Raw genomic sequence first — 20,861 nt, forward strand, 5'->3', positions numbered from 1 at the left:
CAAGCTAAGCCCGGGGCAGGGGGCGAGGCAAACCCTCTTGTGATCAGGCGAGGTCGGCGCGGACCTTGGTGAGGATGCGGCCGAGCAGGTTTTCGCCGCGCCAAGCCGCGGGATCCACGGCTTTCGGATCATCGAGCGCCCAGCCGCAGCCCCAGATCCAGTCGCGGGGATTGGCTTCGACCAGCATCGTGTCGCCTGTAGCCAGAAGTTGGCGAGCCGCGCCCGCGTTCTGACCAAACTTGGCGAGGTTGCCGCGGTAGACGATGTCGACTTTCCAAATGGCCCAGCGCTCGTGCTCGAAGCCCGACACCGTCTGGCCCAATCGCTTCTGTTCGCCGGGATCCGATGTCGCCAGGATCCGCTCGGCCGCCGTCGCGTCGCCGAACAGCTCGGCCTTCGCGAACATCATCCACTGCTCGGCGGTGACGAACGTGAGCCCTCCGAGCGTGAACTCAGTGGCGTGCCACTGGCTGAACACCCCTTTGATGAAGGGGTGAAAGGTCGAGAACGCGCCGGGCTCCGGAAGCCCGGCCGCTGAAATCGCGGGGGCTTCCGGAAACATCACGCCGCCTGGGCGTAGCCCAGCTGCTGGTTCAGCTTGGTCAGCAGGTCCACGGCCGCCTCGGCGATCACCGTGCCCGGCGGATAGATGGCCGCCGCGCCGGCGTCGTAGAGGGCCTGGAAGTCCTGGGGCGGGATCACGCCGCCGACCACGATCATGATGTCGGGGCGGCCCAGCTTCTCCAGCTCGGCCTTCAGTTCCGGCACCAGGGTCAGGTGGCCGGCCGCCAGCGAGCTGGCGCCCACCACGTGCACGTCGTTCTCCACCGCCTGGCGGGCGGCCTCGGACGGGGTCTGGAACAAGGGGCCGATGTCGACGTCGAAGCCGAGGTCGGCGTAGGCGGTGGCGATCACCTTCTGGCCGCGGTCGTGACCGTCCTGGCCCATCTTGGCGACCAGGATGCGGGGCCGGCGGCCGTCGGCCTCGGCGAAGGCGTCGACCAGGGCGCGGGCGCGCTCGGTGGTCGCGTCGGAACCGGCTTCGCGCAAGTACACCCCCTGGATCGCCTTGATCTCGGCCCGGTGGCGGCCGAACGCCTTCTCCAGCGCGTCGCTGATCTCGCCCACCGTGGCCTTGGCGCGGGCGGCCTCGACCGCGAGCGCCAGCAGGTTGGCGTTTCCGCGCGCGCCCTCGGTCAGGGCGCTCAGCGCCGCCTCGACGGCGGCCGGGTCGCGCTCGGCCTTCAGGCGGGCCAGCTTGTCCAGCTGCTGCTTCAGCACCGAGGCGTTCTCGACCTTCAAAACCGGAATGTCGTCAGCCACTTCCGGGCGATACTTGTTCACGCCCACCACGGTCTGGCGGCCGGTGTCGATGCGGGCCTGGGTCTTGGCCGCGGCCTCTTCGATGCGCAGCTTCGGCAGGCCCTGCTCGATGGCCTTGGCCATGCCGCCCAGCTTCTCGACCTCGTCGATGTGGGCCAGCGCGCGTTCGGCCAGGTCGTGGGTCAGACGCTCGACGTAGTACGAGCCGCCCCACGGATCGATCGCGCGGGTCAGGCCGGTCTCGGTCTGCAGGAACAGCTGGGTGTTGCGCGCGATGCGGGCCGAGAAGTCGGTCGGCAGGGCCAGCGCCTCGTCCAGCGAGTTGGTGTGCAGGCTCTGGGTCTGGCCGCCGGCCGCCGCCATGGCCTCCACGCAGGTGCGCGAGACGTTGTTGAACACGTCCTGCGCCGCCAGGCTCCAGCCGGAGGTCTGGCAGTGGGTGCGCAGGCTGAGCGAGCGGGCGTCCTTCGGCTCGAACTCGCGCTTCAGGAGCTTGGCCCAGAGCAGGCGCGCGGCCCGCATCTTCGCCACTTCCATGAAGTAGTTCATGCCGATCGCCCAGAAGAACGACAGGCGCGGCGCGAAGGCGTCGACCGGCAGGCCGGCGGCCACGCCGGCGCGGATGTATTCCACGCCGTCGGCCAGGGTGTAGGCCAGTTCGAGGTCGGCGGTCGCGCCGGCCTCCTGCATGTGATAGCCGCTGATCGAGATCGAGTTGAACTTCGGCATGTGCGCCGAAGTATATGAAAAGATGTCGGAAATGATCCGCATCGAAGGCGCGGGCGGATACACGTAGGTGTTCCGCACCATGAATTCCTTCAGGATGTCGTTCTGGATCGTGCCCGACAGCTGTTCGGGCTTCACGCCCTGTTCTTCGGCCGCGACGATGTAGAGCGCCATGATCGGCAGCACCGCGCCGTTCATGGTCATGGACACGCTCATCTTGTCGAGCGGGATGCCGCTGAACAGGGTGCGCATGTCGTAGATGCTGTCGATGGCCACGCCGGCCATGCCGACGTCGCCCTTCACCCGCGGGTGGTCGCTGTCATAGCCGCGGTGGGTGGCCAGATCGAAGGCGACCGACAGGCCCATCTGACCGGCCGCCAGGTTGCGGCGATAGAAGGCGTTGGAGTCCTCGGCCGTGGAGAAGCCGGCGTACTGGCGCACGGTCCACGGGTTGGTGGCGTACATGGTCGGGTAGGGGCCGCGCACGAACGGCGCCAGGCCCGGATAGCCCGCCGTGAAGTCCAGCCCTTCGGCGTCCGCGGGGCCGTAGATCGGCGCGACGGGAATGCCTTCGGGCGTCAGCCAGTCTTCGCCGGCGGCGGCCGTTTCGGGCGCGCGCGGCTGGACCGCGTCGAAGGCCAGGGACGCGAAATCAGGAAACTTGGTCATCGTCGTCCTCGTCGAAGACTTCCAGGTCCTCGTCGTCGCCGTCTTCGTCCTCGTCGTCGTAGGCGTCCTCGCCCACGACCTGGTCGATCAGGCCGCGCCACACCGGGTCGGTGTCGTCGACCAGGTCCACGTCGTCCAGGAAGGCCACGGCGGTCTCGCCGTCGGGCAGGGCCAGGCCCAGCACCTCCAGCACCTCGCCGTCGTCGGTCTCGTGCGCCTCGGCCTGGACCACGACGGCGCCGATCTCCTCGTCGTCGTTCCACCAGATCACGGGCTGGGGCAGCTCCATGTCGATGACACGGCCGTTCTCGGTGTCGCCGAGCGCGAACACGGCGGCGTCGCTGTCGACGTCCTCGGGCTTGGCCACCCGGCCGGAGAAGGCCTTCAGCAGGAAGCGCCAGGTGTCGACGTCGTAGGGCTTAGTTTCCACGGGCGTGCTCCAGCGCGCTCAGGGCGGCGTCCAGCACCGCGGTGATGTCGCCGCCGGCGAACAGGAAATCGTCGACGCCGGCCGATTTCAGCTCGGCTTCGAGGTCGCCCGGCCGGCCGGCCAGGAAGACGCGTTTGGCGCCCTTGCGCTGCAGCTCGGCCGCGGCGGCGCCCGCCTCGGCGGCGTAGCGCTCGTCCGACGAGGCGATCACCGCGATCGGAGCCGTGGCCGCGTCATAGGCGTCGGGCGCGCCGACCACGGCGGCGACGCCGCCGGCCGCGAACAGGTTGCGGCTGAAGCCGAGGCGGGCGGTGTAGTCGGAAGCCCCGCCCAGCGTGGCGATGAATACCTGCGGCTTGGGCTCGAGCTTCAGGGCGCGATCGCGCAGGGCCTCGAACGGCTCGGACAGGCGCACCGGCGCCAGCGCCGGGCAGCGGCCGTCGGGGCCGGGCAGGCGCACGTCGGCCGGCTTGGCGAAAGCGGCCGGATCGACCTCTTCGGAGGCGACGGAGGCTTCGCCCAGGTTGGGGAATTCAGACGTGCCGATCAGGCCGGTCTTGCGCTTGGCCACGTCGGCCTCGCGGGCGGCGCGCACCTTGGCGATCTCTTCGGCGATGAAGCCGCTCTCCAGCGCCGCGACGACGCCGCCCTGACGTTCGATCTCCTGGAACACCGCCCAGCCGGCGCGGGCCAGGTCGTCGGTCAGGCGCTCCAGGAACCAGGCGCCGCCGGCCGGGTCGGCCACGCGGCCCAGCGCGGCCTCTTCCATCAACACCAGCTGGGTGTTGCGGGCCTGGCGACGCGCGAACTCGGTGGCGCGGCCCAGCGGGCGGGTGAAGGGCTCCAGCACCACCGCGTCGGCCCCGCCCACGCCCGCGCCGAACCCGGCGGCGGTCAGGCGCAGCAGGTTCACCCACGGGTCCAGCTTGGACAGCATGCGCCGCGACGAGCGGGCCTCGATGCGGGCGGTCGCCTCGACCTCGCAGGCGGCGGTCAGGCGGGCCCAGATGGCCCGCGCCGCGCGCAGCTTGGCGACGGTGGTGAAGTATTCGGCGTCGGCCGACAGGCCCAGCACCATGCGCTCGAACGCGGCCTGCATGGACAGGCCCGCGCGGGTCATGGCCTTGGCGTAGGCCAGCGCGGCGGCGGCCATGAAGCCCAACTCCTGCGCCTCCGAGCCGCCGGCCTCGTGGGCCGCCCGGCCCGAGGCCAGGAACAGGCTGGCCTTCGGGTAGGCCGGGGCGTGGCGCGCCGCGGTCTGGGCGGCGGAGACGACGTGCGATTCGATCGGTCCGGCGCTGGCGCCCGCCTCGGCGAAGGCCGACAGCGGATCCAGGTGGAAGGCCAGCGGCGCTTCCGGCGCGCCCTTGGCCAGCACCGCCAGCGCGTTGGCCGCCTGCGGGCCCATCAGGCCGGCGTCCAGCGCCACGGGGGCGAGGTCGAGCAGCACGCCCGACAGCACGCGCGCCAGCTCGTCCTGGCCGCCGACCGCCACGCCGTCGACGCCGGTCGGGTCGATGCGCACCAGCACCGAGGCCGCGCCGTTCTGCAGGTCCTTCAGCAGGTCGGCGTTCGCCCGCGCCGGATCGGCGTGGTCGACGACGGTGCGCAGGTCCCAGGGACGGGCCGGATCGGCGTGCGGGCGGGGCCGCGCGGCCAGGGCCGGGGCGCCGTCGTCGGCGGTGTAGAGCGGCTGGACGGTCAGGCCGTCGTAGGTCTTTGCGACCAGGCGCTTGTCGAACGGGGCGCCCTTCAGGGTCTTATCGACCAGGGCCATCCACTGTTCGCGGGTGGGCGGGGAGAACTCTTGAGCGAGCGGGGTCGCGGGATGGCGCACGCGGCGAACCTCCGGTCAGAAACGGTCGCGCCGGTGATGGGGCGGGCGCCGCGCCCCGTCAAGCGCCGCCTCGTCTCAGTTGGCGACACGCCGGTCGCCGAATGCGAAAGCGTGCTAGGCTAGGCCGCAGTGGAAGGGGAGGACCGCCATGTCGACCGACGCTCCGGAGACGCCCGAAAAGCCCGAGAAGCCGCAGTCCGATCCCATCGGCGCCTGGATCGCCATCGGCGTGGGGGTCGGGACGGCGCTGGGCGTGGCCTTCCACAACATGGCCATGGGCGTGGCCCTCGGCGCCGGGATCGGCGCGGCGCTGGGCGCAACCTCCCACCGGCGGCGCAAGGGCTGAGCTTCATTACGAAACCGTAAGGTCAAGCTTCCCCGACCTGTGGTTTGATCGACCCAGGGTCGCCCAAGCGCGGGCGAATAGAGAATCTCGGGGGAAGTTATGACGCCCAGTCGCACCGTGTTGAGTTTCGCCGCCGCCCTGGCGCTGTCGCCGATGGTCGCCGCGCCGGCGCTCGCCAAGCCGAAGCCGGCCCCCGCTGCCGCCGCCCAGGCGCCGGTTCCGGACATCGCCTACACCAAGTACGTCCTGTCGAACGGCCTGACCCTGATCGTCCACGAGGACCACAAGGCCCCGATCGTGGCGGTCAACGTCTGGTACCACGTGGGCTCGAAGGACGAGCCGTTCGGCCGCAGCGGCTTCGCGCACCTGTTCGAACACCTGATGTTCAACGGCAGCGAGAACTTCAACGACGACTGGTTCAAGAAGCTTGAGGCCGTGGGCGCCACCGACCTGAACGGCACCACCAACACCGACCGCACCAACTATTTCCAGAACGTCCCGACCGCCGCGCTCGACATGACGCTGTGGATGGAGTCGGACCGCATGGGCCACCTGGTCGGGGCCATCGACCAGGGCAAGCTCGACGAGCAGCGCGGCGTCGTCCAGAACGAGAAGCGCCAGGGCGAGAACGAGCCCTACGCCGTGGCCGAAGAACTGGTCACCAAGGCCACCTATCCGGCCGACCACCCGTACGGGCACACCGTCATCGGCTCCATGGCCGACCTCGACGCCGCCAAGCTCGACGACGTGAAGGACTGGTTCAAGACCTACTACGGCCCGTCCAACGCCGTGCTGGTGCTGGCCGGCGACATCACCCCGGAACAGGCCAAGGCCAAGGTCGAGAAGTACTTCGGGGACATCCCGTCGGGCCCGCCGGTCGCCCACCCGAAGGTGTGGGTCAGCAAGCGCTCGGGCGAGCAGCGCGCGGTGGTCACCGACCGCGTCGCCCAGGCACGCCTCTACAAGGTCTGGAACGTTCCGCAGATCGGCTCGGCCGACTTCGACTACCTGAACCTGCTGACCGACATCCTGGTCTCCGACAAGACCTCGCGCCTGTACAAGCGCATGGTCTACGACCAGCAGATCGCCACCAACGTCAGCGCCTACATCGACGATCGCGAGATCGGCAGCCAGTTCGTGGTCGAGCTGACGGCCCGTCCGGGCGACGACCTGAAGGCGGTTGAAAAGGCCTTCGACGAGGAGATGGCGCGCCTGCTGGCCTCCGGCCCGACGGCCGAAGAGGTGCAGAAGGTCCGCACGCTCTACACCTCGGGCTTCGTGAACGGCCTGGAGCGCATCGGCGGCTTCGGCGGCAAGTCCGACATCCTGGCCCAGAGCCAGGTCTACCGGGGCTCGCCGGACGCCTGGAAGGAGAGCATGGCGCGGGTGCAGTCGGCCACGCCGGCCGACCTGCAGAAGGCCGGCAAGGCCTGGCTGTCGGACGGCAGCTACACCCTCGAGGTGCTGCCCTTCCCGAACTACCAGGCCGCCTCGACCGGCGCGGACCGCAAGTCCATGCCCAAGCCCGGCGAGATGCAGGCGCCCAAGTTCGCCCAGCTGGAGCGCGGGACCCTGTCGAACGGCATGAAGGTGGTCGTGGCCCCGCGCCACGACGTGCCGCTGGTGCGCTTCAACATGATGTTCGACGCCGGCTACGCCGCCGACCAGGGCGGCAAGCCCGGCACGGCCTCGCTGGCCATGAACATGCTGGACGAGGGCACCACCAGCCGCGACTCCCTGGCGATCAGCAAGGAGCTGGCGCTGCTGGGCGCGTCGCTGGGGACCGGCTCGAACCTCGACTACTCGACGGTCTCGCTGTCGACCCTGAAGTCGAACCTCGACAAGTCGCTCGACCTCTACGCCGACGTCATCCTCAACCCGTCCTTCCCGCAGGCCGACTTCGACCGCCTGAAGAAGCTGCAGATCGCCTCGATCCAGCGCGAGAAGCAGCAGCCGTTCAACGCGGCCCTGCGCGTGCTGCCGGTGATCGCCTACGGCCAGGGCCACGCCTATTCGGTGCCGTGGAGCGGTTCGGGCATGGAGGGCTCGGTCGCCGCGCTCAGCCGTGACGACATGGTCGGCTTCCACAAGGCCTGGCTGCACCCGAACAACGCCACCCTGGTGGTGGTCGGCGACACCAGCCTGGTCGAGATCATGCCGAAGCTGGAGGCCGAGTTCGGGGCCTGGAAGCAGGGCGCCTCGCCGCAGAAGAACATCGGCCAGCCGGCCGTGCCCGCCAAGCCGGTCGTCTACCTGATCGACAAGCCGGGCGCGCTGCAGTCGGTGCTCACCGCCACCGTCGTGGCGCCGCCGATGGCCAACCCGGACGAAGTCGCGATCGAGACCATGAACACGGTCCTCGGCGGCGCCTTCACCTCGCGCCTGAACATGAACCTGCGCGAGGACAAGCACTGGTCCTACGGCGCCGGCAGCTTCGTGCGCGACGCCAAGGGCCCGCGCCTGTTCATCGCCTACGCCCCCGTGCAGACCGACAAGACCAAGGAGTCGCTCGTCGAGATGCGCAAGGAGCTGCGCGACGTGACCAAGGACCGGATCGTCACCGCCGACGAACTGGCCATGGCGCAGAGCAACCTCACCCTGGCCATGCCGGGCCAGTGGGAGACCAGCAACGGCGTCGGCGGCGCGATCAGCGAAATGGTCATGTACGGCCTGGCCGACGACTGGTTCGACACCTACGCCGCCCGCATCAAGGCGACCACGGTGAGCGACATGGGCCGCGCCGCCCAGATCGTCCGCAACGACAACCTGACCTGGGTCGTGGTCGGCGACCGCGCCAAGATCGAGGCCGGCCTGCGCGAGCTGAACCTCGGCGAGATCCGCGTGATCGACGCCGACGGCAATCCGGTGAAGTGATCTGAACTGATCCGGTCCTGAGGGCTGGGGAAGGGCGCGGCGGAGCGATCCGCCGCGCCCTTTCTTTTTGGCCCGCGGCTTGACGAGGGCGACCGCGCCGCTCAAATCAGCCCAGCTCATCGAGACCGACCGAGGGACAGGCCCTTTGACGTCGGGGCAACCTGCGCAGCGGCGCAAGGTGCCAACTCCTGCGGGGACGGATCGTCCGCGACAGATGAGTGAGGCGACGCAGGTCCGCTTGCGTCCTTCACGGGTCTATTCGCCTCCGCACGAGCTTTCGCGAGCGAGCGTGCGTGGAGAGCTCGAGAACCGTGACCGAAGCCAGTCTTAAATCCCCGCCCGACGCGATCGTGTTCGCGGACGTGCGCAAGGCGTTCGCCGGCCGCTCCGGCGAGGTCGCCGCCCTGGACGGCGTCAGCCTGAGCGTCCGCCAGGGCGAGGTGTTCGGCGTGATCGGCCGCTCGGGCGCGGGCAAGTCGACCCTTGTGCGCCTGATCAACCGGCTGGAGCGGCCCACCGGCGGGCGCGTGCTGGTCGGCGGCCAGGATGTCGGCGCGCTGGACGCGGCCGGCCTGCGCGCCTTGCGCCGGCGCATCGGCATGATCTTCCAGCACTTCGGCCTGCTGTCGTCCAAGACGGTGGCCGACAACGTCGCCTATCCGCTGAAGTTGGAGGGCGAGCTGTCGCGCCGCGAGATCGCCGCGCGCGTGGCCGAGCTGCTGGCCCGCGTCGGCCTGTCCGACCACGCCCGCAAATACCCGGCCCAGCTCTCCGGCGGCCAGAAGCAGCGGGTGGGCATCGCCCGCGCGCTGGCCACCCGCCCCGACATCCTGCTCTGCGACGAGGCCACCAGCGCGCTGGATCCGGAGACCACCCGCGAGATCCTGCAGCTGGTCGCCGGCCTGAACCGCGAGCTGGGCCTGACCGTCGTGCTGATCACCCACGAGATGGAGGTGGTGCGCCAGGTCTGCGACCGGGTCTGTGTGCTCGACGCCGGCCGCGTGGCCGAGACCGGGCCGGTGGCCGACGTCTTCCTGGTCCCGCAGCATCCGACCACCCGCGCCATGGTTTCCGAGGCCGAGCACCTCGAGGACGAGGCCGCCGACCTGTCGGCCGCGCCGGGCCGGATCGTGCGCCTGACCTATCGCGGCGAGGCCGCCTACCGGCCCCTGCTGGGCCAGGTGGCGCGCGAGACCGGGGTCGACTTCTCGATCCTTTCGGGCCGCGTCGCCCGCATCAAGGACACGCCCTACGGCCAACTGACCCTGTCGCTGGAAGGCGGCGACGTCGAAGGCGCCCTGGCCCGCTTCCGGGCCGCCGACGTGCAGGTGGAGGCGGTGCGATGAGCGACTTCTTCGTGAACGTCGACTGGACCGAGATCGTCCGCGCCTGCGGCGACACCCTGACCATGCTCGGCGCGTCGCTGGCGCTCACCGTGCTGTTCGGCCTGCCGCTGGGCGTGCTGCTGTTCCTGACGGGCAGGGGGCAGCTGCTGGCCAACCGGGCCGCGCACGCGGCGCTGGCCCTGGTGGTCAACCTGCTGCGCTCGGTGCCCTTCATCATCCTGCTGATCGTGATGATCCCGGTGACCCTGCTGCTGGTCGGCACCTCGCTGGGCGTCGCCGGAGCCATCCCGCCGCTGGTGGTCGGGGCCGCACCCTTCTTCGCCCGTCTGGTCGAGACGGCGCTGCGCGAGGTCGACCGCGGGGTGATCGAGGCGACCCAGGCCATGGGCGCCACGCCGCGCCAGCTGGTGTTCGGCACCCTGCTGCCCGAAGCCACGCCCGGCATCCTGGCCGGCGTCACCGTCACCGCCGTGGCGCTGGTCTCCTACACCGCCATGGCCGGCGTGGTCGGGGCCGGCGGCCTGGGCGACCTGGCCGTCCGTTTCGGCTATCAGCGCTTCCAGACCGACGTGATGGTGGTCACCGTCGCCCTGCTGCTGGTGCTGGTCCAGATCCTTCAAACCGTCGGCGACCGGCTGGTCGCGCACTTCAGCCGGCGCTGAGCCGCCCGCTTTCGGAGCTTCCCATGTTGAGCAAACGCCTGTTCGTGCTGGCCGCCGCCGCCGTCGTGCTGGCCGCCTGCGGCCGCGGCGAGAAGCCGGCCGGCGACACCCTGGTGGTCGCCGCCACCGCCGTGCCGCACGCCGAGATCCTGGAGATCGTGAAGCCGAAGCTGGCCGCCGAAGGCATCAACCTGCAGGTCCGCGTCTTCAACGACTACGTCCAGCCGAACCTGCTGGTCGACCAGGGCCAGGCCGACGCCAACTACTTCCAGACCAAGCCCTACCTGGACGAGTTCAACAAGGAACGCGGCACCCACCTCGTTCCGGTGGCCGGCGTGCACGTCGAACCGTTCGGGGCCTATTCGCGCCGCTACAAGGCGATCGCCGACCTGCCCAAGGGCGCGCTGGTGGCCATCCCCAACGAGCCCAGCAACGGCGGCCGCGCGCTCCTGCTGCTGCACAAGGCCGGCCTGATCCAGCTGAAGGATCCGACCAACGCCCTGTCGACCCTGAAGGACATCGTCGCCAACCCCAAGCAGGTGAAGTTCCGCGAGCTGGAGGCGGCCACCCTGCCGCGCGTGCTCGACCAGGTCGACCTGGCGCTGATCAACACCAACTACGCGCTCGACGCCGGCCTCAACCCGAGCAAGGACGCGCTGGCCATCGAGAGCGCCGACAGCCCCTATGTGAACTTCCTGGTCGCCCGCGCCGACCGCGTGAACGACCCGAAGATCCAGAAGCTGGCCGCCGCCCTGCGCAGCCCCGAGGTGAAGACCTTCATCGAGGGCAAGTACCAGGGCGCCGTGCTGCCGGCGTTCTGATCGGCCTCCGGCGGGCTTCACGAATCGGTAAGGTTGGCTCTTTCTGAGCCTCCGTCTGCGCGAGCGCCGGCGTGTTGATTTCGTGAGCCGGGAGATGGGCGGATGCGCGCGGCTTCGGTGTCGGATTTTCGCGAGCTCGCCCGGCGTCGGCTGCCCAGGGTGCTGTTCGAGTACATCGACGGCGGGTCCTACGCCGAGGCGACGCTGGCCCGTAACGTCGCCGATCTGGAGGCCGTCGCCCTGCGCCAGCGCGTCATGCGCGACGTCAGCCAGCTGGACATGGGCGTGGAGGTGCTGGGCCAGAAGCTGGCGATGCCGGTCGGCCTCGCGCCGGTGGGCATGGCCGGCATGTACGGCCGGCGCGGCGAGGTCCAGGCCGCGAAGGCCGCCGCCGGGGCGGGCGTCCCGTTCTGCCTGTCCACCCTCGGGATCTGCACCGTCGAGGAACTGGCCCGGGCCGGCGCGCCGCCGCCGTGGTTCCAGCTCTACATCCTCAAGGACCGCAGCTACATGCGCGAGCTGCTCCAGCGTGCGCGGGCGGCCGGCAGCCGCGTGCTGGTCTTCACGGTCGACCTGCCGACGCCGGGCGCGCGCTATCGCGACGTCCGCTCCGGGTTCACCGGCCTGAAAGGCCTGCCCGCGGTGCTGAACCAGCTGCAGGACGGGATCACGCATCCGACGTGGCTTTGGGACGTCTGGTTGCGGGGGCGTCCGCACACCCTGGGATCGGTGGCCGGCGCCGTGCAGGGCAGCCGGCGGGTCACCGATTTCCTGGCCTGGGTCGCGGCCAACTTCGACCGCACGGTGACGTGGGCCGACCTCGACTGGGTGCGCCAGAATTGGGACGGACCGATCGTGGTCAAGGGCGTGCTCGATGTCGCGGACGCGCGCGATGCGGTCCGAGCCGGGGCGCAGGGCCTGGTGGTCTCGAACCACGGCGGGCGGCAGCTGGACGGGGTGCGTTCGTCGATCACCGCCCTGCCGAAGATCGCCGACGCCGTCGGCGGCGACCTCGAGATCTTGATGGACGGCGGCGTGCGGTCCGGCCTGGACGTGCTGAAGGCGCTGGCGCTGGGGGCGAAAGCCTGCCTGGTGGGCCGCGCCTGGGCCTACGCCCTGGGCGCCGGCGGCGAGCCGGCGGTGAGCCACATGCTCCGGATCCTTCGGGCCGAACTGGAGACGGCGATGATCCTCACCGGTTGCTGCTCGGTGCGGGACGCTGGCCTCGAACTGCTCGACGGCGACGCTTCACGGTCGTGACCGGGAGCTTTCCCGCTTCGGACGGACTCACCCGAAGCGGACAGGAAGACTCTGATCAAAGAGTTGGAGGCGACACCCGCCGAAACCGTCGTCGCGCTCTAGGCGGGGGCCGGCTCCGCTTCGAGCGGAGCCGGGGCGCGGCTGGCGCGCTTGGCGTGCACTCGGCCGCGTAGTTTCGCCCAATCCAGGATCTCCAGCCGGCCGTCCGGGTGCTCGACCAGGGCGGTGCAGCTCTCCACCCAGTCGCCGTCGTTGACGTAGGCGACGCCGCCGATGTCGCGCATCTCGGCCTTGTGGATGTGGCCGCAGATCACCCCGTCGACGCCGCGCCGACGGGCCTCGTCGGCCACCGCCTCCTCGAAGTTCTCGATGAACTGCAGGGCGTTCTTCACCTTGACCTTGAGGTAGGCCGACAGGCTCCAGTAGCCGAGGCCCAGCCGCGCCCGCGCCCGGTTCAGCCAGGTGTTCATGGCCAGGATGGTGCGGTAGGCCCAGTCGCCGACGAAGGCCAGCCACTTGGCGTGCTGCACCACCCCGTCGAACTCGTCGCCGTGCACGACCAGGAACTTGCGGCCGTCGGCGGTCTGGTGGATCGCGTCGCGCTCGACCGTCACCCCGCCGAAGTGGGTCCCGCAGAAGTCGCGCACCCGGTCGTCGTGGTTGCCGGGGACGTAGATCACCTTGGTGCCCTTGCGGGCGAGGCGCAGGATCTTCTGCACCACGTCGTTGTGGCTCTGCGGCCAGTACCAGCCGCCCTTCATCTTCCAGCCGTCGACGATGTCGCCGACCAGATAGAGCGTCTCGCACTCCATGTGCTTGATGAAGTCGAGCAGCATGTCGGCCTGACAGCCGCGCGTGCCCAGATGGATGTCGGAGAGGAAGACCGTCCGGAAGTGTCGGACCGGCATGTCGGCGACCATCAGCGAATCCCCCGAATCGGCGCTGGCGAGCCTTCTCGGTACGGACGGCCGGTGACGGTTTGATGATGGCGGGCGGGGCGGCCGTGCGGCGAATCGGGCGTCAGGCCGCAGACCCGAAGACCGTGGCCCAGTCCCGCTTCATGCTGACGAGCGTCAGGCCGTAGTCCGTCGCCCGGTCCAGCCCCTCGGACAGCGGGCTCAGCCCGAAGTCGCGGTCGTAGGCGACCTCGCGGTCGGCGTCGTCGTGGTGGAGCAGCAGGGCCAGCCGCGCGCCGGGGCCGGTCTTCGTGTAGCGCAGCATCGCCAGATCGCCGTCGGAGTTGCCGAAGGCGAGCAGGGGGCGGCGGCCCGCCTGCAGGCTGATGTTCTGCGGCTTGGCCTCGGCGTCGTTGAAGCTGCCGAGCTGGGCGAGTTTCACCAGTTGGCCGCGCCCGTCCTGCATTTCGAAGCGCGTCTTGACGCTGGAGCCGATCACCTGCTCGCGGGGCACGCCGTAGACGGCCGCGGAAATGGTGCGGACGAAATCCACGCCGCCGCCGGTGACGATGCAGGTCTTGAAGCCGTTGGCCCGCAGGTGGTCGAGCAGCTCCAGCTGAGGGCGGTAGGTGCAGTCGGTGAACCGTCGGCCGAGCTTGGGGTGCTTCGCCGTGGCGAGCCAGTTGCGGGCGATCTCCTCGAACGCCTCCTCGGTCATGCCGGCGTGCGTGGCGAAGGCCAGTTCGAGCAGGGCCTGCTTGCCGAAGCCGAGCAGGGTTTTGAAGTCCTGCTCGATCAGCGCCTTGTACGGCTGGCGGTCCTTCAGGCCCGGGTCGCTGGCGGCCAGCGCCTTCACCCGGTCGATCAGGAAGAACACCTGCGTCTGCAGCGGCTGTTCGCACCACAGGGTGCCGTCGTTGTCGAAGGTGGCCAGGCGTTCCTCGGCGGGGACGAAGTCGGGGCCGCCGGGCGTCGTCACCCGCGCGACGAAGTCGAGAATCGCGGACTTCGCCGCGCCGTCGTTCCACGATGGCAGCGGGCTCAACGCTTCAGCGTCCAGAGGCGCTTCTGGGCGGTGCCGAAGTTGCCGAGGTGGTAGATGGCGATGGTCTCGCCGTGGAAGGTGAAGGGCTGGAACGGCTCCGCCTTCAGCTTCGCCACATAGTCCAGCTGAGCGGTGCCGGCGGTGACGTGGGGAATGTAGCGCTCGCCCGACGAGGCCGGAACGAAGGTCTCCACATACTTGATGGTCTCGGCGTTGATCTGCTGGCCGGGCGTCTGGACGAAGGCGTCGGCCCCGCCGCCGCTCACCGCGAAGGGCTCGACCGCCTGGACGACCGCGCTTTCCAGGGCGAGCAGCTCGGGCGAACGGTCCATCAGCAGGACGACGACGCCGACGCCGGCCCATTCGACCGAATCGATGCGCGCCGCCTTCAGCTCGATGGGCAGCGCCGCTCCGGAGCGCGTGGCCTCGCTCACCGCCGCGGCGACCTTGTCCAGATCGGCGGCGCGCACGTAGCGCTGCACCAGCGTGACATGGGGCGCATGCCCGGCGCCGAGCGTGTAGCCCTTCGGATAGTTCTCGCGCAGGCGGGCGTTGAGCGCCTGCGCCCGATCGATCATCGCCGCGTCCGGCTCCAGCAGGATGTCGATGGCGACGACCTGGTCGCCTTTCCCGACCGCGGGCGTCGAAACCGCCGCGCAAGCCAGGGCCACCGCCGCAAGGACCGCCGCACTCATCTGTCGCTCCCGTGGAGACGCGCTCGGATGTGCGGAAGCCTAAGGCCGGCGTCGCCACGCCAAAATCAGGTCAAACCCTGAACGCGAAGCGAGCGGGGGCTGTCTTTGAGACGCTTCGACGAATGAGGGGGAGGGCGACAGGCCGGCCCGCGCTAGGCGGATGCTTCTTCAGCTTGTCGGGAAATCTCAGATGGTGCCGCCGGGCAGGATTGAACTGCCGACCTCAGCCTTACCAAGGATGCGCTCTACCACTGAGCTACGGCGGCCCCGTCTGAGGAGCCGGGGATATAGCGGCGCCCTGTGCGGGCGCCAAGCGGGAATTTCGATAAAATGCACCTGTGAAGATCGCGGCCGAAATTCCGATCGTCTGGCGGGTGGCGCTGGCCAGCCCGCCGGAGCGTGTCTTCGCCTTGCTGGACACCGACGAGGGCCGGGCGAGGTTCTGGGCGGCGCGTTCGGCGGCGACCGACGACGGCTTCGTCCTGAGCTTTGCGGACGGGCGGGAGGCGAGGGTGGAGGTGCTTGAGCGTCGCAAACCCGCCCGACTGGTGCTGCGCTATTTCGGCGCGGAGGTGGAGCTGGAGCTCGACGCGGCCGACCCCGGCTGCGTGCTGGAGGTGCGCGATCACGGGCGAGATCTGCTGGACTGGCGCGACCGGCACGCCGGCTGGGTCAGCTGGCTGCTCACCCTTAAGGCGGCGGCCGATTTCGACGTCGACTTGCGCAACGGCGCGCCGCATAGGAGCTGGAATCAACGGTTCGTGGACCCGTGAGCGGATGAGCGACGAACAGAAACCGGCCGGCGCGCTTACGCCGGGCAAGGCGCAGGCGCGCGACGAACGGCAGACCAAGCTCGCGCTGGCCCTGCGCGCCAACCTGCGTCGCCGCAAGCCGCCGGCACCGCCCACGGGGCGTCCGACGAAAGACGGCGACGCCTGACCCCTTCGCGCCGACGCGGCGCCGCGCTAGATAGCGCGCTTCATTTTTTTGCGGCCCGGATTCCTTCGGGCCTGCCCAAGGATCCGCATGGACCGTATCGCCATCGAAGGCGGCGCCCGGCTGGAGGGGTCGATCCCGATCAGCGGCGCCAAGAATTCGGCGCTCAAGCTGATGGCCGCCGCCCTGCTCACCGACCAGCCGCTGCGCCTGACCAACATGCCGCGCCTGGCCGACACCCGCTTCCTGGGCCGGCTGCTGCAGCGTCTGGGCACCGAGGTGGTGGAGCAGGACGGGGCCGACGGCGCCGAGACGGTGCTGCACGCGCCCGAGATCGTCAGCGCCTTCGCCTCCTACGACCTGGTCCGCCAGATGCGGGCCTCGTTCAACGTGCTGGGCCCGCTGCTGGCCCGCACCGGCCACGCCAAGATCAGCCTGCCGGGCGGCTGCACCATCGGCGCGCGTCCGGTCGACCTGCACCTGAAGGCGCTGGAAGCGCTGGGCGCGCGCATCGACCTGCACGAGGGCTACGTCTACGCCCAGGCCCCACGCGGCCTGAAGGGCGCGGTGATCGACTTCCCGATCGTTTCGGTCGGCGCGACCGAGCACGCCATGCTGGCCGCCGTGCTGGCCCAGGGCGAGACCGTCATCAAGAACGCCGCCCGCGAGCCGGAAATCGGCGACCTGGCCGACTGCCTGAACGCCATGGGCGCCAAGGTGTCGGGCGCGGGCACCGACACCATCCGCATCACCGGCGTCTCGCGCCTGAACGGCGCGACCTGGTCGGTGATTCCCGACCGCATCGAGACCGGCACCTTCGCGGTCGCCGCCGCCATGGCCGGCGGCGAGGTGCGCCTGACCAAGACCCGCACCGACTTCGTCCAGGCCCTGCTGGACAAGCTGGTCGAGGCCGGGGTCGAGGTGACGCCCACCGACGACGGCATGATCGTCAAGCGCGCGGTGAAGCGGCTGAAGGCGGTGGACGTGACCACCGAGGTCTATCCCGGTTTCGCCACCGATCTGCAGGCGCAGTTCATGGCCCTGATGACCACCGCCGAGGGCGAGAGCGTCATCCGCGAGACCATCTTCGAGAACCGCTTCATGCACGCGCCGGAGCTGATGCGCCTGGGCGCGGACATCACCGTCCACGGCGGCGAGGCGCGCGTTAAGGGCGTGCCGTCCCTGCGCGGGGCGCAGGTGATGGCCACCGACCTGCGCGCCTCGGTCAGCCTGGTGATCGCCGGCCTGGTCGCCGAGGGCGAGACGGTGGTGAATCGGGTCTATCATCTGGATCGCGGGTTCGAGCGTTTGGAAGAAAAGCTCGGCGCCTGCGGCGCGCAGATCCGGCGTATCAAAGGCGCCCCCGAGGAGGAGTGAGCATGGTCGGCGAAGCGGAATCGGGCGCGCCCCTGCGGCTGCTGGCCGAGGACGCCGACGACCTGCGCATTATCTCGGCGGCCCTGCAGGACGCCGTCGCCAAGGTCGGCGACATCCGCTGGGAGCAGAAGGCGCGCCGGCTGACCCTGGAGTTCAACCGCTTCCGCTGGGAGCGGGAGGGCCCGGACGCCTGCCAGCGGGTGCGCGCCGGCCTGCAGCTGGGCGACGTGCAGTCGGTCAAGGCGCGCGGCATCAACCGGAACGCCAAGGGCGCGGTGGTCGAGCTTCTGGCCATCGACTTCGCGCCGGGCGATCCGCCGGGCGGGGTGGTCACCCTGGCCTTCGCCGGCGGCGCCGACCTGCGGGTCGAGGTTGAGTGCGTCGACGTGGTGCTGGCCGACCTGTCCCAGCCCTGGCCGACCCGGCGCACGCCGCGTCACGCCGACGACCTGAGCGCCTGAGGTCGGTCATGGGGGAGCATCGTCTGCGCCGCGTCGAGCTCGACCCCGCCTCCGTGGCGCCGGCGTCATCGGCCGTCGAGCACGAACGCCAGGTCGCCATCTTCGACCTGATCGAGCAGAACAGCTTCCGCCCCGAGGGCGCGGAAGGCGGGCCCTACGACCTGAAGCTGGCCTTCGAGGAGAACCGTCTGGCCCTCGACATCGAGGGGCCGGACTTCAAGAAGCGCCACCTGCTGTCCATCACGCCGCTGAAGGCGGTGATGAAGGACTACTTCCTGATCTGCGAGAGCTATCACGAGGCGGTGCGCCACGCGACGCCGGCCCAGATCGAGGCCGTCGACATGGGCCGGCGCGGCCTGCACAACGAAGGCTCCGCCATCCTGCGCGAGCGGCTGGCCGGCAAGGTCGAGCTGGACCACGAGACGGCGCGGCGGCTGTTCACCCTGATCTGCGCCCTGCAGCGCCGCGGCTGAGCTCCAGTTTCCCCAAACAAAAAAGGCTGCTAGAGCGCCGGCGCCGTCGCGCGGCGCCAGTTCCGAGGTCGCCCATGTCCCCAGCCGGTTCGTCTTCCGCGCCGCTCGTGCTCGCCAGCGCCAGCCCGCGCCGGCTCGAGCTGCTGCGCCAGGTCGGGATCGAACCCGCCCGGGTCGCTCCGGCCGACCTCGATGAAACGCCTCTGAAGAAAGAGACGCCGCGTCTGCTGGCCCTGCGCCTGGCGCGCGAGAAGGCGAGGGCGGCGGCCGCCTCGGCGCCAGGCTGCTTCGTCCTGGCCGCCGACACCGTCGTCAGCGTCGGCCTGCGCGTCCTGCCCAAGGCGGAGACCGAGGCCGAGGCCCGCGCCTGTCTGGCCCTGCTGTCGGGCCGCAATCACAAGGTCGGCACAGCCGTGGCCGTAATCGGCCCCGACGGCCGCGAAGCCGCGCGCCTGGCCGAGACCCGCGTCACCTTCAAGCGCCTGACCGACCAGGAGACCGCCGCCTACCTCGCCTCGGGCGAATGGAGCGGCAAGGCCGGCGGCTACGCGGTGCAGGGGATCGCCGGCGGCTTCGTCATTCAATTGGTCGGCAGCTATTCGGGCGTGGTCGGCCTGCCGCTCTACGAGACCCAGTGCCTTCTGCAGGGCCTCGGCTGGCGGCCGTGACCGGGGTCCGGCGCCTCTACCTCGACGTTTCGGCCGGCGAGACCCGCGGCCTGGTCACGCTCGACGGCCTGCCGGAGATCCTCCTGATCGACCGCCCGGACGAGCCGCGCGCCGCGCTCGGCGCACGTTTCGTGGGGCGGGTGACAGCGCTGGCCCGCGGGGCCGGCTCGGCCTTCATCGACCTCGGCGTCGGCGCGCCGGCCGTGCTGAAGCTCGTCGGGGCCGCCGCGGCCCTGGCCGAGGGTGCGGCCGTGCGCGTCGAGGTCGTCGCCGAAGCCCGCGCCGACAAGGGTCCGGTCGTGGAGTTCCTGGGCGCCGCCGCCGGCCAGGCCGTGGGGCTGGCCGAACCCGCGCCGTCCATCGCCGAGCAGCTGCGCGCCTTGGCGCCTGAGGCCGCCGTGACGACCGGCGAGACCGCGCGCGAAGCCTGCGACCTGGCCGAAGAGGCCGCGCTCGATCAGACCTGCCTGCTGAAGGACGGCGTCGCCGTCACCGTCGAACCCACCCGCGCCCTGGTGGCCGTGGACGTCGACCGCGCCGCCGGCGGGGCCGAGCCCGGCCGCAAGGGCCTGAAGGCCAACCTGGCCGCCGTGCGCCAGGCCGCGCGCCTGCTGCGGCTGAAGTCGCTGGGCGGGACGGTGGCGATCGACCTGCTGGGCTTTCCCGAGCCGCGCGCCGTGCTGGTCGAGGCCGCCCAGGCCGCCTTCGCGCCCGACGGCGCCGGCGTGGCCGTGCTGACGCCGAATCGGCTGGGGGTGCTGATGCTGGCCAAGCCGCACCGGCGCACGCCCACCGTCGAGCGGCTCTGCGACCCCGATGGCCGGCTTTCGGCCTTCACCGTCGCCTGCCGCCTGGCGCGGCGGTTCGAGGCCGAGGGCGCGGCCCAGCCCGGGGGCCTGCTGGAGGCGGTGTGCCCGCCCGACGTGGCTGAGCGGCTCCGCCCGCTCGCAGCGCGGCTCGGCCCGCGGTTCTCCGTCGCGGCCGAGGTTGGACGGGACCGGGCGCGGGCCGATATACGCCCCCGATGACCACGAAGAAGACCTGCCCGATTTGCCGCAAGGCGGCCGACGAAGCCCGCTACCTGCCGTTCTGCTCCAAGCGCTGCGCCGACGTCGACCTGCAGCGCTGGTTCGCCGGATCCTACGCCGTGCCGGCCGTCGAAGGGCCTGAGCGCGAGGATGACGAAACCCCGCCAGAGGCCTGAAAAACCTGCGGCTAAGTTTCCTGCAAAACCCCGCTGGACAGGCGCGAACGGCTCGCCTATAGACCTCGCTCCCTCGCGGGACCTTGAGCGCCTGGGTAGCTCAGTTGGTAGAGCAGCGGATTGAAAATCCGCGTGTCGCTGGTTCGATTCCGGCCCCAGGCACCATTCCCCCGAGACGTCCCGAAATCTCGCAAAGAGCTTCGTCGCCAGATCTGGACGACGGCCGTTTCGGCACAGTCAGGGCTCTAGACGCCCCCTGCGACGATTTGACGATTTCCTCGAAATGCCCCCGCAAGGCCATGGTGTAATTCGATAACACTTGGCGCCTATGTTTCCCCGCGAAGGGGAAATGCCGCCCTCGGCCCTTGACGCTCTGTTATGGGTCCGACAAAGGAGCGAGTGACCGCTTCTTCAAGAAAAGCGGGGGTCCGTATCGCCACCGGCGGGGCGGGCCACCCAGCGCCTAAGAGGCCGAGACCGTCGAAAGACGGCCAGAAGCCCCGGGTCGGCGTAGCGAAAGCGTGCGTCGCCTAGGCTGTTCCCAGGGAACGGCGGAGGCGGCGAGCGTATTTATTCAGGGTGGAGACGCTTCCGCGCGACGACCCTTGGTCCAACGTGTCAGACCAACCAGGAACTGGCGAACGATGCTCGAAACGAAAAAGACCAACATTCTCCTCGCGATGGTCGGCGCTGCTGCGCTTCTGACCGCCGCCCCCGCCTTCGCGCAGGACACCGCCGCTACGGCCGCTCCGGCCGCCGAAGCCGCCGCCGCTCCGGCCGCTGCTCCGGCTGGCGACGCCGCCGCTCCGGCC

At 70.3% G+C, this 20,861-nt stretch carries 20 protein-coding genes, 2 tRNA genes, 1 pseudogene and 1 riboswitch; of the genes and pseudogenes, 15 read left to right on the forward strand and 8 right to left on the reverse strand.

The window, feature by feature from the left end; genetic code table 11:
- Window positions 1-43: 43 nt before the first annotated feature.
- The 4 genes from G3573_RS02900 to G3573_RS02915 are packed head-to-tail and all read right to left on the reverse strand — an operon-like array spanning window position 44 to window position 4,985.
- Window positions 44-562, reverse strand: coding sequence for an NADAR family protein (locus G3573_RS02900; protein WP_163259348.1), 519 nt, complete (start codon window positions 560-562; stop codon window positions 44-46).
- Window positions 562-2,718, reverse strand: coding sequence for a methylmalonyl-CoA mutase (gene scpA, locus G3573_RS02905; RefSeq protein WP_163259349.1), 2,157 nt, complete (start codon window positions 2,716-2,718; stop codon window positions 562-564). Before scpA ends, G3573_RS02900 begins: the two co-directional genes overlap by 1 nt.
- Complete coding sequence (locus G3573_RS02910; protein ID WP_205598036.1) at window positions 2,702-3,148, reverse strand: hypothetical protein; 447 nt, start codon at window positions 3,146-3,148, stop codon at window positions 2,702-2,704. Before G3573_RS02910 ends, scpA begins: the two co-directional genes overlap by 17 nt.
- Window positions 3,138-4,985: a methylmalonyl-CoA mutase subunit beta gene (locus tag G3573_RS02915; RefSeq protein ID WP_346427333.1), complete on the reverse strand. Its 1,848-nt coding sequence runs from the start codon at window positions 4,983-4,985 to the stop codon at window positions 3,138-3,140. The genes G3573_RS02910 and G3573_RS02915 overlap by 11 nt, the downstream gene beginning before the upstream one ends.
- Before the next feature lie 148 nt (window positions 4,986-5,133).
- Here G3573_RS02915 and G3573_RS02920 point away from each other — a divergent pair, with 148 nt between their 5' ends.
- From G3573_RS02920 to G3573_RS02945, 6 genes are all read left to right on the forward strand, one after another.
- Window positions 5,134-5,331, forward strand: a complete 198-nt coding sequence (locus G3573_RS02920; RefSeq protein ID WP_163259350.1) for a hypothetical protein — start codon at window positions 5,134-5,136, stop codon at window positions 5,329-5,331.
- 99 nt (window positions 5,332-5,430) lie between these two features.
- Window positions 5,431-8,205 (forward strand): pitrilysin family protein, encoded by a 2,775-nt coding sequence (locus tag G3573_RS02925; protein ID WP_163259351.1) that lies wholly within the window; start codon window positions 5,431-5,433, stop codon window positions 8,203-8,205.
- A 113-nt stretch (window positions 8,206-8,318) separates the two neighbouring features.
- Window positions 8,319-8,426: riboswitch (SAM riboswitch) on the forward strand.
- 129 nt (window positions 8,427-8,555) lie between these two features.
- Window positions 8,556-9,551: a methionine ABC transporter ATP-binding protein gene (locus G3573_RS02930; RefSeq protein ID WP_346427334.1), complete on the forward strand. Its 996-nt coding sequence runs from the start codon at window positions 8,556-8,558 to the stop codon at window positions 9,549-9,551.
- On the forward strand, window positions 9,548-10,213 hold the full coding sequence (locus G3573_RS02935; protein WP_163259352.1) for a methionine ABC transporter permease: 666 nt from the start codon (window positions 9,548-9,550) through the stop codon (window positions 10,211-10,213). Before G3573_RS02930 ends, G3573_RS02935 begins: the two co-directional genes overlap by 4 nt.
- Window positions 10,214-10,236: 23 nt before the next feature.
- Window positions 10,237-11,034, forward strand: coding sequence for a MetQ/NlpA family ABC transporter substrate-binding protein (locus G3573_RS02940; protein ID WP_163259353.1), 798 nt, complete (start codon window positions 10,237-10,239; stop codon window positions 11,032-11,034).
- A 102-nt stretch (window positions 11,035-11,136) separates the two neighbouring features.
- Window positions 11,137-12,294 carry an L-lactate dehydrogenase gene (locus G3573_RS02945; protein ID WP_163259354.1) on the forward strand — a complete coding sequence of 386 codons (1,158 nt, stop codon included), beginning with the start codon at window positions 11,137-11,139 and terminating at the stop codon, window positions 12,292-12,294.
- A 167-nt stretch (window positions 12,295-12,461) separates the two neighbouring features.
- Here the strand turns inward: G3573_RS02945 and G3573_RS02950 are convergent.
- The 4 genes and pseudogenes from G3573_RS02950 to G3573_RS02965 form a co-directional block, all read right to left on the reverse strand.
- Window positions 12,462-13,214: pseudogene (locus tag G3573_RS02950) on the reverse strand (UDP-2,3-diacylglucosamine diphosphatase); the annotation flags it as partial.
- A 100-nt stretch (window positions 13,215-13,314) separates the two neighbouring features.
- Entirely contained in the window at window positions 13,315-14,235 is a 921-nt protein-coding gene (locus G3573_RS02955) for an HAD family hydrolase (protein ID WP_163259356.1), read from the reverse strand.
- Window positions 14,232-14,930, reverse strand: a complete 699-nt coding sequence (locus G3573_RS02960) for a 2'-5' RNA ligase family protein (RefSeq protein WP_163259357.1) — start codon at window positions 14,928-14,930, stop codon at window positions 14,232-14,234. Before G3573_RS02960 ends, G3573_RS02955 begins: the two co-directional genes overlap by 4 nt.
- Window positions 14,931-15,121: 191 nt before the next feature.
- A tRNA-Thr gene (locus G3573_RS02965) sits at window positions 15,122-15,196 on the reverse strand.
- Between the two features lie 72 nt (window positions 15,197-15,268).
- Here G3573_RS02965 and G3573_RS02970 point away from each other — a divergent pair.
- The 9 genes from G3573_RS02970 to G3573_RS03010 all read left to right on the forward strand — a co-directional run bounded on the left by G3573_RS02970 (window position 15,269) and on the right by G3573_RS03010 (window position 20,214).
- The gene (locus G3573_RS02970; RefSeq protein ID WP_163259358.1) at window positions 15,269-15,703 is read left to right on the forward strand and encodes a hypothetical protein; all 435 of its coding nucleotides are present in this window, start codon (window positions 15,269-15,271) and stop codon (window positions 15,701-15,703) included.
- A gap of 4 nt (window positions 15,704-15,707) precedes the next feature.
- Window positions 15,708-15,869, forward strand: coding sequence for a hypothetical protein (locus G3573_RS02975; RefSeq protein WP_163259359.1), 162 nt, complete (start codon window positions 15,708-15,710; stop codon window positions 15,867-15,869).
- Window positions 15,870-15,956: 87 nt separating this feature from the next.
- A complete protein-coding gene (murA, locus tag G3573_RS02980; protein ID WP_163259360.1) occupies window positions 15,957-17,243 on the forward strand; it encodes a UDP-N-acetylglucosamine 1-carboxyvinyltransferase in 1,287 nt (428 codons plus the stop codon).
- Window positions 17,244-17,245: 2 nt separating this feature from the next.
- A complete protein-coding gene (locus tag G3573_RS02985) occupies window positions 17,246-17,704 on the forward strand; it encodes a DUF2948 family protein (RefSeq protein ID WP_205598037.1) in 459 nt (152 codons plus the stop codon).
- 8 nt (window positions 17,705-17,712) lie between these two features.
- Window positions 17,713-18,177 carry a UPF0262 family protein gene (locus G3573_RS02990; RefSeq protein WP_163259361.1) on the forward strand — a complete coding sequence of 155 codons (465 nt, stop codon included), beginning with the start codon at window positions 17,713-17,715 and terminating at the stop codon, window positions 18,175-18,177.
- 74 nt (window positions 18,178-18,251) lie between these two features.
- Entirely contained in the window at window positions 18,252-18,845 is a 594-nt protein-coding gene (locus tag G3573_RS02995) for a Maf family nucleotide pyrophosphatase (RefSeq protein ID WP_163259362.1), read from the forward strand.
- The gene (locus G3573_RS22510) at window positions 18,842-19,873 is read left to right on the forward strand and encodes a ribonuclease E/G (RefSeq protein ID WP_163259363.1); all 1,032 of its coding nucleotides are present in this window, start codon (window positions 18,842-18,844) and stop codon (window positions 19,871-19,873) included. Before G3573_RS02995 ends, G3573_RS22510 begins: the two co-directional genes overlap by 4 nt.
- A complete protein-coding gene (gene yacG, locus G3573_RS03005; protein ID WP_163259364.1) occupies window positions 19,870-20,049 on the forward strand; it encodes a DNA gyrase inhibitor YacG in 180 nt (59 codons plus the stop codon). The genes G3573_RS22510 and yacG overlap by 4 nt, the downstream gene beginning before the upstream one ends.
- 89 nt (window positions 20,050-20,138) lie before the next feature.
- Window positions 20,139-20,214, forward strand: a tRNA-Phe gene (locus tag G3573_RS03010).
- The last annotated feature ends 647 nt before the right edge of the window (window positions 20,215-20,861 follow it).

The organism is Caulobacter sp. 17J65-9 (assembly GCF_010975005.1).
Lineage (GTDB): Bacteria > Pseudomonadota > Alphaproteobacteria > Caulobacterales > Caulobacteraceae > 17J80-11.

Excerpts from the sequence above, each read along its gene's own strand:
- G3573_RS02900 (WP_163259348.1), bottom strand. The coding sequence starts at position 562 with ATGTTTCCGGAAGCCCCCGCGATTTCAGCGGCCGGGCTTCCGGAGCCC.
- scpA (WP_163259349.1), bottom strand. The coding sequence starts at position 2,718 with ATGACCAAGTTTCCTGATTTCGCGTCCCTGGCCTTCGACGCGGTCCAG.
- G3573_RS02920 (WP_163259350.1), top strand. The coding sequence starts at position 5,134 with ATGTCGACCGACGCTCCGGAGACGCCCGAAAAGCCCGAGAAGCCGCAG.
- G3573_RS02925 (WP_163259351.1), top strand. The coding sequence starts at position 5,431 with ATGACGCCCAGTCGCACCGTGTTGAGTTTCGCCGCCGCCCTGGCGCTG.
- G3573_RS02935 (WP_163259352.1), top strand. The coding sequence starts at position 9,548 with ATGAGCGACTTCTTCGTGAACGTCGACTGGACCGAGATCGTCCGCGCC.
- G3573_RS02940 (WP_163259353.1), top strand. The coding sequence starts at position 10,237 with ATGTTGAGCAAACGCCTGTTCGTGCTGGCCGCCGCCGCCGTCGTGCTG.
- G3573_RS02945 (WP_163259354.1), top strand. The coding sequence starts at position 11,137 with ATGCGCGCGGCTTCGGTGTCGGATTTTCGCGAGCTCGCCCGGCGTCGG.
- G3573_RS02960 (WP_163259357.1), bottom strand. The coding sequence starts at position 14,930 with ATGAGTGCGGCGGTCCTTGCGGCGGTGGCCCTGGCTTGCGCGGCGGTT.
- G3573_RS02975 (WP_163259359.1), top strand. The coding sequence starts at position 15,708 with ATGAGCGACGAACAGAAACCGGCCGGCGCGCTTACGCCGGGCAAGGCG.
- murA (WP_163259360.1), top strand. The coding sequence starts at position 15,957 with ATGGACCGTATCGCCATCGAAGGCGGCGCCCGGCTGGAGGGGTCGATC.
- G3573_RS02985 (WP_205598037.1), top strand. The coding sequence starts at position 17,246 with ATGGTCGGCGAAGCGGAATCGGGCGCGCCCCTGCGGCTGCTGGCCGAG.
- G3573_RS02990 (WP_163259361.1), top strand. The coding sequence starts at position 17,713 with ATGGGGGAGCATCGTCTGCGCCGCGTCGAGCTCGACCCCGCCTCCGTG.
- G3573_RS02995 (WP_163259362.1), top strand. The coding sequence starts at position 18,252 with ATGTCCCCAGCCGGTTCGTCTTCCGCGCCGCTCGTGCTCGCCAGCGCC.
- yacG (WP_163259364.1), top strand. The coding sequence starts at position 19,870 with ATGACCACGAAGAAGACCTGCCCGATTTGCCGCAAGGCGGCCGACGAA.